Below are 12,180 nucleotides of genomic sequence, written 5' to 3' on the forward strand. Positions count from 1 at the left end.
TACACCAACGGCACCGACGTCAACATTCCCGACAACAACGCCACCGGCGTGAGCAGCTCGATCGTGGTCTCCGGCCGCACCGGCAACGCTCCGACCAACGCCTCGATCTCGGTCAACATCGTCCATCCCTACAAGGGCGATCTGATCGTGGACCTGCTGGCGCCGGACGGTTCGGTCTACAACATCCACAACCGCAGCGGCGGCAGCGCCGACAACGTCAGCGGCACCTTCGTCAAGAACCTGTCGACCGAAGCGCTCAACGGCACCTGGCGGCTGCGCGCCGCCGATCGGGCCGGCCAGGACGTGGGCTACATCGACAACTGGAGCATCACCTTCTGATGCCTCGCGTCCGGGCCTTGCGCCCGGGCTCGGATTCCAGCGAAACCCCGGCTTCGGCCGGGGTTTCCTTTTTTGCGGACGCAGCGCTGCGGCGCCCTCAGGTCGGCAGGTACTTGTCCCACATCCGATTGCGGAACCGCCCGTGCGGATCGATCTGCCGCTTGAGCGCCGCGAAGATCGGCGCGGCGGGATAGCCGCGCAGGAACTGCTCGCGCGTCGCGTGCAGGCGATACGGCAGGTAATGGCGGCCGCCGTGGTCCAATGCCAGGTCGATCAGCCGCCGCGTCCATTGGCCGGCCACCGCGTCGGCGCGCTCGCCGCTGCGCTGCTTGTGATAGAGCACGAACGAGAACACATCGGTCGGCGACCAGGTCAGCAGCGACTGTCGGTCCGCGGGCGCGTGCCGGATCGATACGTTGAGCGCGTGCACCTCGAAGTCGCGCAGCAGCCGCGCCATCGCCCGCGCGAACTCGGCGAAGGCCGGCACCGGCACGAAGTATTCCTGCAGCAGATAGGTCGAGTAGCGGCGCGTGCTCGGCTCCAGCGAGGCGATGTCCAGGCTGGCCTCGCGATTGCGCCAGACGACCTCGCGTTCGCTCAGCAGCTTCTCCACCGAATACCGCTCGCGCATCCAGGGTCCGCCGGGCAGCTCGGACACGCTCCAGATCAGCTTGCGGTCGCGGCGGTAGTCGCCGTTGCGTGCGATCAGACGCTCGTCGACGGTCAAGGGCTCTTCGCAACGCGTCCAGGTCACCGCCACCGGCGCGTCGAAGCGCGGTGGCAGCAGGTCGGCGTTGTGCAGCACGCTGGCCGGATCGGCGAGCACGCGCTCGGCGAACCAGGCCGGGTACTCGTCCAGGGCTACCCGCTGGGCGCGCCGCACGATGCGGTGATTGGCGCTGAGATCGAACTCGGCCTCGGTGATCACGCCCAGCCCGCCGTAGCCGCCCACGGCCGCGTGGAACAGCTGCGGATCGCGCTCGCGGCTGAGCTCATGCACCTGGCCGTCGCCGTCCACCAGCTGCAGCGCGCGCAGGCTGTGGATCAGGCTGCCCTTGCCGACGTAGCGGCCGTGGCAATTGACCGACAGGGAGCCGCCTATGCTGAAGTTGCTGTAGCTCTGCATGATCGAGACCGCCAGGCCGTGCGGGTCGATCAGCGCCTGCAACTCGCGCCAGGCCATGCCGGTCTGCACGCGCACGCGCCGGCGCGCGGGGTCCAGCCGGACCGCGCGGTTCAGACCGCGCATGTCCAGATGCAGCGATCCGTCCGCGGCGATCTGGCCGCCCATGCTGCAACGCGCGCCGCCGATCGAGACCGCGCCGGGATAGCGCCGCAAGGCGGCCGTCACCGCAGCGACCGAGGCGGGTCTGAGCACGCGGCCGACCCGGGTTTCGTCGATGCCGCTGATATCGCGCAACCAGCGTTCGTCGCGTTGCGGCGACTCGCGCACGCAGCCGGACACGCCCAGCGCCGCGCAGGCGCCAAGCCGCCGCAACGCTTCGCGCCGCCCGGGATCGGCGCAGGCGCGGCCCGCACTGTCGGTTTCGTCGACGGCGCTGTCGTTGTCGTTATGGCCCATCAGCGAGCGCCGCCTCCGCCGCGGTGGACGCCGCGCCCGCCACGCCGCCGCGCGCCGGTCGGCGCGGGAGGTTCGATCGACGCCAGGTTCGTGTCGGGCATGCGATCAGGTTAGCGAGCGTCCGGAAGGCACGCCAGATTCGCCGAGACGCCGGCGGAAGGCCGTGGGGACGCGAGGTTTCGGGCCGGCGTCGCCGTGCGGCGGTGGCGCGCCCTGGCCTGGACTTTATCCAGATCGGGCCCCGCCGGTCGCCCCAGGTGGTAACTGGAATAGTGCCCACGCTTATGCGCGGAATTCGGTCACATTCGGCGATTGATTATCTTCATGAAAATAATCAAGGAAACCCCATTCGTTCACGTTAGTGAGCATGAAAGCCATTGATTTGGCTGAATAAGATGATCAACGCATTCAGGCGATTAAACCCCTACCCGAACCGCGCATAATCATGATGCGGTGCAGCATATTATTTAAAACATTATTACAAGGCCATTGCGGTCTCGTGAAAACAGGATTCACGCGCCAAATACGGCAAAAAAACGGTTTCAGATGCAAGCGCCGTGCACCGCATCAGTACGCTTTCATTCCTTAACGAATGTGACTTAGGTCCACTGCTTTGACCCGAATTTGAACGCCGGCCTAGCGTCGCTCCGCCGTCGCGAAGGACATCGCGGCGGCATCCGATAGACCCACGACCTACCGCACGCACAAGGACGATCGAGTGCGCAGGGCCAGGGCGTGTTGGTGACAGGGGGCGGATGCACCACCTGCAGTGAGCCGGCCGCGTACGCGGCCCGACCAACAACACTAGCTTCGGGGGTACCACCAGTGAATCGTCATTCCGTACCGAAACTGCACGCACTCGCGGCCGCGGCCGCCCTGGTCCTGGTCGCTGGCGCGGCCGATGCGGCGCAACGCGTCGATCTGCACCAGCAGCGCAGCGTCAGCCAGGTCAATCAGCAGTACCGTGCCGCCACGGCCAGCGTCGGCGTCAGCGCCGATGCCGGCGCCCGTCATGCCGAAATGCTAGCGCTGGACACGCAGTCCACGCTCAAGGCGGTCGCGACCAAGGCCGATCGCAACGGCACCCGCCACTACCGCTATCAGCAGAACTATCGCGGCGTGCCGATCTTCGGCGAACAGGTCGTGGTCAGCGAGGACGCCAACGGCAACGTGCGCACCCTGTTCGGCCAGATGATCAACGGCCTCGACGCCGACCTGCCCAGCGTCACGCCCAAGCTGGCCAAGTCGCAGGCGCTGAGCGTCGGCAAGCGCGCCGGCCTGGGCAACCGCCAGGGCCTGCTCGGCACCCGCGACGAGAAGACCGAGCAGGTCATCTACGTCGACGACGGCGGCCGCGCGCATCTGGCCTATGTCGTGTCCTACTTCGCCGACGCCGCCAAGGGCGGTTCGCCGACGCGTCCGTTCGTGATCGTCGACGCCAACAGCGGTCGCGTGCTCAAGCAGTGGGATGCGCTGGCGCATGCCAACGGCACCGGCCCCGGCGGCAACCAGAAGACCGGCCAGTACGAATACGGCACCAACTTCGGCTTCCTCGACGTGGCGCAGAGCGGCAGCACCTGCACCATGAACAACGCCAACGTGAAGACGGTCAACCTCAATCACGGCACCAGCGGCAGCACGGCGTTCTCCTACACCTGCCCGCGCAACACCGTGAAGACCATCAACGGCGCCTACTCGCCGCTCAACGACGCGCACTACTTCGGCAAGGTCGTCTACGACATGTACGGCGCCTACGTGGGCGTGCCGCCGCTGAGCTTCCAGCTGACCATGCGCGTGCATTACAGCAACAGCTACCAGAACGCGTTCTGGGACGGCTCGGCGATGACCTTCGGCGACGGCGGCTCGACCTTCTACCCGCTGGTCAGCCTGGACGTGTCGGCGCACGAGGTCTCGCACGGCTTCACCGAGCAGAACTCGAACCTGACCTACTCCGGTCAGTCCGGCGGCATCAACGAAGCGTTCTCCGACATGGCCGGCGAAGCCGCCGAGTACTACATGAACGGCTCGAACGACTTCCTGGTCGGCGCGCAGATCTTCAAGGCCAGCGGCGCCCTGCGTTACATGGCCAATCCGCCGCAGGACGGCAGCTCGATCGGCCACGCCTCGAACTACACCAACGGCATGGACGTGCACTACTCGTCCGGCGTGTACAACAAGGCGTTCTGGAAGCTCGCCACCACCTCCGGTTGGGATACCCAGAAGGCGTTCAAGGCCTTCGCCCGCGCCAACCAGCTGTACTGGACCGCGAGCACCAACTTCATCCAGGGCTCCTGCGGCGTCGAGACCGCGGCCACCGATCTGGGCTATGCCGTCGCCGACGTGAGCGCCGCCTTCGCCCTGGTCGGCGTCGACTGCCCAGGCGGCGGCAACGTTCCGCCGGTGGCGAACTTCACCTCGTCGGTCAGCGGCCTGACGGTGGCGTTCACCGATACCTCCACCGACAGCGACGGCTCCATCGCCTCGCGTAGCTGGAACTTCGGCGACAGCACCACCTCCACCGCCACCAACCCCAGCAAGACCTATACGACCGCCGGCACCTACACGGTGACCCTGACGGTGACCGACAACAACGGCGCCACCAACACCAAGACCTCGTCGGTCACGGTCGGCGGCACCGGCGGCACCCAGACCTACACCAACGGCACCGACGTCAACATTCCCGACAACAACGCCACCGGCGTGACCAGCAGCATCACGGTGTCGGGACGTACGGGCAATGCGCCGAGCAACGCCTCGATCGCGGTCAACATCGTCCACACCTACAAGGGCGACCTGATCGTGGACCTGATCGCGCCGGACGGCTCGGTCTACAACCTGCACAACCGCAGCGGCGGCAGCGCCGACAACATCGTGACCACGTACAGCCGCAACCTGACCACGGAAGCCCTCAACGGCACCTGGAAGCTGCGCGTGAGCGACCGTGCGGCCATCGATGTGGGCTACATCAACAGCTGGAGCATCACGTTCTGATCCTGGCTTAGGCCGCGATCGCAACGCTGAAACCGAGAACCCCGGCGCGAGCCGGGGTTCTCTCTTTGGATCAAGGCGCGTACTTGATCTCGCTACCGATGCGCGTGTATTCGGCGCGCATCCACGGAATGTCGCGCGTGCCCAGGCCCTGCGGGTGGAACCACAGGAAGGGCATCAGCATCACCACCGCCGGATCGGCGCGAGCGGCGTCGTACATCACCTGCGGCGTGTGCGGCCAGCCGTCCAGGCCGGGCGCGTTGGTGGCCGCCTGCGGCACCAGGATCACGCGCTGCCAGTTGGTGTCGATGCGGGTCTTGAGCTGGCCGATCTGGGCCAGGTACTCGTTGTCGTTGGCGCCGTAGTTGTCCAGGCCGACCCAGTTGAACAAGCGCACGCCGAAGGTGAGGCCGGAAATGCCGGGCTTGCTGTAACGGCTGCTCACGATCGCCGCGATCGGCACGTTCGCGGTCGAGGCGTTCCAGCGCACCGTCGACAAGGCATCGCTCAAGGTCGGATTGGCCTGGGTGCTCCAGCCGTCCGGGGCTTTGGTGTCGTTGAGGCCGCACAGCTCGGGCTCGTCGACCGGATAGAACGCCGCCACCGTACTGGCGCCGGGATTGTTCGGGACCAGATAACCTTGGTTGATCAGCTGATCGACGAACTGGTTCCAGTGCAGCACGCGGCTGGGATTGGGCTTGTACGGGCAGCTGTCGTTGGCGCCGGTGGTGAACAGCAGCTTGTGCACGTCGATCACGGCTTTGAGATTGCGCGCCTTGGCCTGGGCCAGCTCGGAGAAGATCAGATTGATCGCGTCCTGCTGGTTGGGAATCGAATAGGTCTGGATGAAGGTGATGTTGGTGTGGTCGCCGTTGTCGGCGGTGTTGCCGCTGTTGGCGTAGTAGCCGAAGTATTGCGGCTGGCCGGCGTGCGCGCTCTGCGCGAGCAGCAACAAGCCGCTGGCCAGGACGGTGGTGGCAAGTTTCATGGGGGAGGCTCCAGAGTCGATTGAGTCGAAACGCGAGGCGCCTGCGGGTGGGCAAGACTTCGCGGAAGGTTTCGGACCGGCGTCGCCCCTGTATCGACGTCCGTGTCCGGTTTCGACCTTAGGTAGCGCCGCCAACGCCGATCAACGCGACAAGATGCGTTTGCGACGAGGCGTGCGCGTGCTGCGGCCAACGGCGCGCCCAACCGGTTCGGCGAAAAACGCACTGCGACGACGCGTGCATGGGCTGCGGCGGATCGCGCGCGATCTTCACGCGGGCGCGATGCCTGCGCGAACGAAGCGATCGCGTGCGCGGCCGCGCAGCGGCGCGTGGGGTTCGAACGACGCAAACGAAAACGCCGCCCGAAGGCGGCGTTTTCGCGACGCTGCGTGGCGCGGATCAGCTTTCCGGGCTGGGCGCATCGCCGGCGTTGTCGCCCGCATCCGCGACCGGCGGCAGACCGTCGCCGGCCTCGTCCGCGTCGTCTTCCAACGAAGCGTCGACGCGCTCGATGGTCTGCAGGGTCTCGTCCTCGGCCAGGCGCATCAGGGTCACGCCCTGGGTGTTGCGGCCGACCTGGGAGATTTCCGCCGCACGCGTACGCACCAGGGTGCCGCCGTCGGAGATCATCAGCACTTCGTGGTGATCGCTGAGCTGGATCGCGCCGACCAGGGCGCCGTTGCGCTCGGTGGTCTTGAGCGCGATCACGCCCTGGGTGCCGCGACCCTTGCACGGATACTCCTCGACCGGAGTGCGCTTGCCGTAGCCGCGCTGGCTGGCGGTGAGGATGTCGCCGTCGCCGTCGATCACGATCATGCTGACCACCGCCTCGCCCGCGGCCAGCTTGATGCCACGCACGCCGCGGCTGTTGCGGCCGGTCGAACGCACGCCGCCCTTGCCGCGCTTGGACTTGTCGGCGCCCTCGCCCTCGCCCGCCGCCTCGATCTCGAGGCCGTCCTCGGCGCCCTCGACCTCGGCCGACTCGTCGCCGGCCTCGACCTCGTCCTCGCGACCGCTTTCGGCGAAGCGCACGGCCTTGCCGTTGCTGGCGAACAGCATCACTTCGCGCTGGCCGTCGGTCAGGGCCACGTCGACCAGGGCGTCGCCCTCGTCGAGGTTGATCGCGATCTTGCCGCGCGCCAGGCGATAGGCGAACTCGGTCAGCGGCGTTTTCTTGACCATGCCCTTGCGGGTGGCGAAGAACACGAAGTGCTGATCGTCGTACTCGCGCACCGGCAGCACGGCCTGGACCTGTTCGCCGGCTTCCAGCGCCAGCCAGTTGATGATCGGACGGCCGCGCGCGTTCGGCCCGGCTTCCGGCAACTGGTGCACCGGCAGCCAGAACACGCGGCCGGAGCTGGTGAAGGTCAACAAGGTGTCGTGGGTGTTGACCAGCCACAGCTTGTCGATGAAGTCCTCGTCCTTGGTCGCGGCCGCGTTGCGGCCCTTGCCGCCGCGCTTCTGGGCGCGGTAGGCGCTGACCGGCTGGCGCTTGGCGTAGCCCGAATGCGACAAGGTGACCACCACGTCTTCCGGCGCGATCAGGTCGAGGATGTCGAGATCCTCTTCGCTGGCGCGGATTTCGCTGCGGCGCGCATCGCCGAACTCTTCCTTCAGGTTCAGCAGCTCGGTGCGGATCACTTCCAGCAGCACGTCGGGATTCTCGAGAATCTCGATCAGGCCGCGGATGGTCTCCAGCAGCAGCTTGTATTCGTCGGTGAGCTTTTCCTGCTCCAGCCCGGTCAGGCGGTGCAGGCGCATTTCCAGGATCTGGCTGGCCTGGGCCTCGGTGAGCTGGTAGCGACCGTCGGCGAAACCGACGCCGGCCGGCAGATCGTCCGGACGCGAGGCCTCGGCGCCGGCAGCGGCCAGCAGCGCGCCGACCAGGCCCGGTTCCCAGGTCTTGGCCAGCATGCGCTCGCGCGCTTCGTTGGGATTCGCCGAGGTCTTGATCAGCTCGATCATCTCGTCGATGTTGGCCAACGCGACCGTCAGGCCTTCCAGGATGTGCGCGCGCTGACGCGCCTTGCGCAGATCGAAGATGGTGCGGCGGGTCACCACTTCGCGGCGGTGACGGATGAAGGCCTCGATGATCTGCTTGAGGTTCAGCAACTGCGGGCGGCCGTCGACCAGCGCCACCATGTTGATGCCGAACACCGACTCCATCTGGGTCTGCTGATACAGATTGTTCAGCACCACTTCGGCCGATTCGCCGCGCTTGACCTCGATGAAGATGCGCATGCCGTCCTTGTCGGACTCGTCGCGCAGCTCGCTGATGCCCTCGAGCTTCTTCTCCTTGACCAGCTCGGCGATCTTCTCGATCAGCCGCGCCTTGTTGACCTGGTACGGGATCTCGGTGACCGCGATCGCCTCGCGACCGGTGTCCTCGTTGACCTCGATCTCGGCGCGCGCGCGCATGCGCACGCGGCCGCGACCCGTGCGGTAGGCGGCGATGATGCCGGCGGTGCCGTTGATGATGCCCGCGGTCGGGAAATCCGGGCCGGGGATGTATTCCATCAGGCCGTCGACGTCCAGCTCCGGATCGTTGATCAGGGCGATGGTCGCGTTGATCACTTCCGACAGGTTGTGCGGCGGGATGTTGGTCGCCATGCCCACGGCGATACCGGCTGAGCCGTTCACGAGCAGGTTCGGCACCCGGGTCGGCATGACCGTGGGTTCGAGTTCCTTTTCGTCGTAGTTGGGCTGGAAGTCGACGGTTTCCTTGTCGATGTCCGCCATCAGCTCGTGGGTGAGCTTGGCCATGCGCGATTCGGTGTAACGCATCGCGGCGGCGGAGTCGCCGTCGACCGAACCGAAGTTGCCTTGGCCGTCGACCAGCAGATAGCGCAGCGAGAACGGCTGGGCCATGCGCACCAGCGTGTCGTAGACCGACTGATCGCCGTGCGGGTGGTACTTACCGATCACGTCGCCGACGATACGCGCCGACTTGAAGTGGGGCTTGTTGCTGTGCGCGCCGAGCTCGCTCATCGCGTACAGGACGCGACGGTGCACCGGCTTGAGACCATCGCGGACGTCGGGGAGCGCGCGGCCCACGATCACGCTCATGGCGTAATCGAGATAGCTGCGACGCATCTCGTCTTCGAGATTGATCTGGATGATTTCCTTGGCGAGTTCGGCCATCAGGGTTCCGTGCTGAGCGGTTTTGCTAGGCGCCCCGGACGGCGGCGAAACCTGCCCGTGCGGGCCTGTTCTGCAGCTCGCTCAAGGCGGCATCAAAAGGACAGGAAATGATAGCACGAAACGGGGTCGGACAGCAGTCCGATTCCCACGCAGAAACAAGCACTTGCGGGTGCTTTTCCAGGCTTTGGCGCAGCCGCGCGCGAGGCGCGGCGATCAGGCCCCGAACGCGGCCCGCATCGCCTGCGCGTCGGGGCGCTCGATCACGCCGCGCTCGGTGACGATGGCGTCGATCAATTCGTGCGGGGTGACGTCGAACACCGGGTTCCAGGCGCCGACCTGCTCGGCCGCGGTGCGCACGCCGCCGACCGCGAACAGCTCGCCGGGATCGCGCTCCTCGATCTCGATCGCCTCGCCCGAGGCGGTGGCCATGTCCACCGTCGAGGACGGCGCGGCGACCATGAACTTGACCCCGTGGTGCCGCGCGGCGATCGCAAGCTGGTAGGTGCCGATCTTGTTGGCGGTGTCGCCGTTGGCGCAGATGCGATCGGCGCCGACCACCACCCACTGCACGCGCCCGCTCTTCATCAGATGGGCGGCGGCGGAGTCGGCGATCAGGATCGGCGCGATGCCGTCCTGCTGCAGCTCCCACACGGTCAGGCGCGCGCCCTGCAGCCAGGGCCGGGTCTCGCCGGCGTAGACCTGCTCGATGCGGCCCTGGGCGACGCCGGCGCGGATCACGCCTAGCGCGGTGCCGAAGCCGGCGGTGGCCAGCGAGCCGGTGTTGCAATGAGTGAGCACGCCGCTGCCGGGCACGATCAGGGCCGCGCCCAGCGCGCCCATGCGGCGGTTGGCGGCCAGGTCCTCGTCGGCGATCGCCTGGGCCTCGCGCGCGAGCCGCTCGCGCCAGTCGGCGCCCGCCCCGCCCAGGCTGCGGCGCATGCGCGCCAGCGCCCAGGCCAGATTGACCGCGGTCGGACGTGCAGCATTGAGCCGCTGCAGCGCCGGCTCCAACGCGGCCAGCGCGCCGGCGCCGTCGTCGGCCTGGATATCGCGCGCGGCCAGGACCACGCCCCAGGCCGCGGCGATGCCGATCGCCGGCGCGCCGCGCACGGTCAGGGCGTGGATCGCGGCCGCGACCGCGTCGCTGTCCTGGCAACGCACGTACTCGACGTGGAACGGCAGGCGGCGCTGATCCAGCAGTTCCAGGGCGTCGCCGGTCCAGCGGATCGGACGGATGCGGTCGTAGCGGTCGAAGTCGATATCGTTCATGCCCGCAGTTTATCGCAGCCGCGCCAGGCCCTGGTCGCGGGCCGCGACGGCGCCAACGAAAACGGGCCCCGCGTCGCCGCGGGGCCCGTCGTGCTCAGCCGGTAATGCGGGCGATCAGCGCACGCTGAACTCGCCGCGGCAACCCATCTGCACCCAGATGCCGTTCTGGTCCCAGCCCCAGGTCTGGCCTTCGATGCAGGCGCCCTTGGACTTCTGGCGGATCAGGCGCGCACCGTCGCGGATGCTGGTGTTGCAGCGGCGCATGCGGCCCTCGCGGCCGTCGTTGGATTCGCAGACCACGGTGCGCCACTGGTTGCCGCCGCCGTTCCAGCCGCCACCGTTCCAACCGCCGCCGCCGCCGCGACCGCTGCTGAATTCGCCGCGGCAGCCGTTGCTGACCCACACGCTGCCGCGCTGCGAGCCCCAGCTCTGGCCTTCCACGCAGGGCGACTTGGACAGCTGGCGCACCAGGCGCGCGCGGTTGCCGCCGATGGCGCAGGTGCGGTACCGGCCGTCGTCGGATTCGCAGCGCACGGTGTCGCCGTTGTTGCCGCCGCCGTTCCAACCGCCACCGCCGTTCCAGCCGCCGTCGCCGCGGCCCAGTTCGAACTCGGCGCGGCAACCGCCGCTGACCCAGATGGTGTCGCGGTTGTAGCCCCAGGTGCTGCCCTGGATGCACTGCGACTTGGACAGCTGGCGCACCAGGCGCACGCCGCCGCGGGTGTCGGCATAGCACTGACGGTTGCGGCCGTCGTCGGACTCGCAGCGGATGGTCTGCTGACCGCCGCCGTAGTAACCGGAATCGTATTGCGGCGCCGCCTGTGCGGTCGCGCTGAAACCCAGCGCCAGGGCGAAACAGGAAACGATGCGTACGAACATGTCCGTCACTCCTTTGTCAGTTGGCTGCAACTCTATCCACGTCCGCTTAACGCGAGCTCAAGATTTCGGCGCTGCGCCGGGCCCGATACGGATGCGTTTATCTGCCGCTTAACGAGTCCCGGGGCCGCGGCCGGACAGGGCGCGCGTGGGTACAAGTATGCCGCGCGACCGGGTCGCCGGTCGCCCTGACCGATGGCAGGTGTCGCGGGGCCTCAACCGCCGCGCGGCGCGTCGACTTCGAACTCGGCGCGGCAGCCGTCCTCGACCCAGATGCCGTTGCCGTCGAAGCCCCAGCTACGCCCTTCCACGCATTGCGAGCGCGATAGCTGCTTATGCAGACGCACGCCCGCGCCGGTCTCGACCGCGCAGCGCTGGGCCTGACTCTTGATCGATTCGCACAGCACCACTTTGCCGCGAGGCGCGACGGCCACCGGCTCGGTGGCGCCGTCGGACAGCATCTGGAACTCGCCGCGGCAACCGCCGGACACCCACAGGCCCTGGGCGTCCACGCCCCAGTTCTGGTCGCGGATGCAGGGGCGCTTGGACAACTGGCGCACCAGCTGCACGCCATTGGCGCTGTTGCCGCGGCAGTGATTCCAGCGCCCGCCCTTGGATTCGCACCGCATGACACGATCGCCGCTGCGGCTGTCGCGGCCGCTGCCGCCCTGGCCGAGCAGGAAGTCGGCGCTGCAGCCGCGCGCGACCCAGACGCCGCTGCGGTTCACGCCCCAGCTCTTGCCCTCGACGCAGTCGCTGTCGGACAGGCGCCGCGCCAGGCGCACGCCGCCGCTGGTGTCGGCCGGGCATTGGCGCGGGGTTTCGCCTTCGGATTCGCAGCGCAGCACGCGGTCGCCGTACAGCCGTTCGCCGCCGGCCTGGGCCATGGCGGCGCCCGCGCAGGCCATCAGAGCCAGCGCCAACGACAGTGCCGCGGCAGAACCTGTGCGCATTGCGACCTCCCCCTTGCGATACGCGATCACTCTACCCCGCGCACCT

Annotated in this window: 8 protein-coding genes; 2 read left to right on the plus strand and 6 right to left on the minus strand. The window is 67.7% G+C overall.

Going from position 1 to position 12,180, the window contains the following annotated elements:
• On the plus strand, positions 1-339 hold a 339-nt coding region (locus tag BMZ45_RS06650), incomplete at its 5' end, for a proprotein convertase P-domain-containing protein (RefSeq protein ID WP_175488970.1).
• 97 nt (positions 340-436) lie between these two features.
• On the opposite strand, the gene BMZ45_RS06655 is transcribed toward BMZ45_RS06650, so the two are convergent.
• Positions 437-1,921: an FAD-binding oxidoreductase gene (locus tag BMZ45_RS06655; protein WP_091634191.1), complete on the minus strand. Its 1,485-nt coding sequence runs from the start codon at positions 1,919-1,921 to the stop codon at positions 437-439.
• An 825-nt stretch (positions 1,922-2,746) separates the two neighbouring features.
• Between BMZ45_RS06655 and BMZ45_RS06660 the strand changes: the two genes are divergently transcribed.
• Positions 2,747-4,912 (plus strand): M4 family metallopeptidase, encoded by a 2,166-nt coding sequence (locus BMZ45_RS06660; protein WP_139215416.1) that lies wholly within the window; start codon positions 2,747-2,749, stop codon positions 4,910-4,912.
• Between the two features lie 70 nt (positions 4,913-4,982).
• On the opposite strand, the gene BMZ45_RS06665 is transcribed toward BMZ45_RS06660, so the two are convergent.
• The 5 genes from BMZ45_RS06665 to BMZ45_RS06685 form a co-directional block, all read right to left on the minus strand.
• Positions 4,983-5,897, minus strand: coding sequence for a hypothetical protein (locus BMZ45_RS06665; RefSeq protein WP_091634194.1), 915 nt, complete (start codon positions 5,895-5,897; stop codon positions 4,983-4,985).
• 397 nt (positions 5,898-6,294) lie between these two features.
• Positions 6,295-9,036, minus strand: a complete 2,742-nt coding sequence (gyrA, locus tag BMZ45_RS06670) for a DNA gyrase subunit A (protein ID WP_091634196.1) — start codon at positions 9,034-9,036, stop codon at positions 6,295-6,297.
• Positions 9,037-9,249: 213 nt separating this feature from the next.
• A complete protein-coding gene (gene mtnA / locus BMZ45_RS06675; RefSeq protein ID WP_091634199.1) occupies positions 9,250-10,305 on the minus strand; it encodes an S-methyl-5-thioribose-1-phosphate isomerase in 1,056 nt (351 codons plus the stop codon).
• A 114-nt stretch (positions 10,306-10,419) separates the two neighbouring features.
• A complete protein-coding gene (locus BMZ45_RS06680; protein WP_091634202.1) occupies positions 10,420-11,184 on the minus strand; it encodes a DUF3011 domain-containing protein in 765 nt (254 codons plus the stop codon).
• A gap of 212 nt (positions 11,185-11,396) precedes the next feature.
• Positions 11,397-12,134, minus strand: a complete 738-nt coding sequence (locus tag BMZ45_RS06685) for a DUF3011 domain-containing protein (RefSeq protein WP_175488971.1) — start codon at positions 12,132-12,134, stop codon at positions 11,397-11,399.
• Positions 12,135-12,180 lie beyond the last annotated feature (46 nt).

Source organism: Lysobacter sp. cf310, assembly GCF_900114355.1.
In the GTDB taxonomy this organism is placed as follows: domain Bacteria; phylum Pseudomonadota; class Gammaproteobacteria; order Xanthomonadales; family Xanthomonadaceae; genus Lysobacter.

What these genes read in the sequence shown, in the direction of transcription:
- BMZ45_RS06655 (WP_091634191.1), bottom strand. Translation starts at nt 1,921, where the DNA reads ATGGGCCATAACGACAACGACAGCGCCGTCGACGAAACCGACAGTGCG.
- BMZ45_RS06665 (WP_091634194.1), bottom strand. Translation starts at nt 5,897, where the DNA reads ATGAAACTTGCCACCACCGTCCTGGCCAGCGGCTTGTTGCTGCTCGCG.
- gyrA (WP_091634196.1), bottom strand. Translation starts at nt 9,036, where the DNA reads ATGGCCGAACTCGCCAAGGAAATCATCCAGATCAATCTCGAAGACGAG.
- mtnA (WP_091634199.1), bottom strand. Translation starts at nt 10,305, where the DNA reads ATGAACGATATCGACTTCGACCGCTACGACCGCATCCGTCCGATCCGC.
- BMZ45_RS06680 (WP_091634202.1), bottom strand. Translation starts at nt 11,184, where the DNA reads ATGTTCGTACGCATCGTTTCCTGTTTCGCCCTGGCGCTGGGTTTCAGC.
- BMZ45_RS06685 (WP_175488971.1), bottom strand. Translation starts at nt 12,134, where the DNA reads ATGCGCACAGGTTCTGCCGCGGCACTGTCGTTGGCGCTGGCTCTGATG.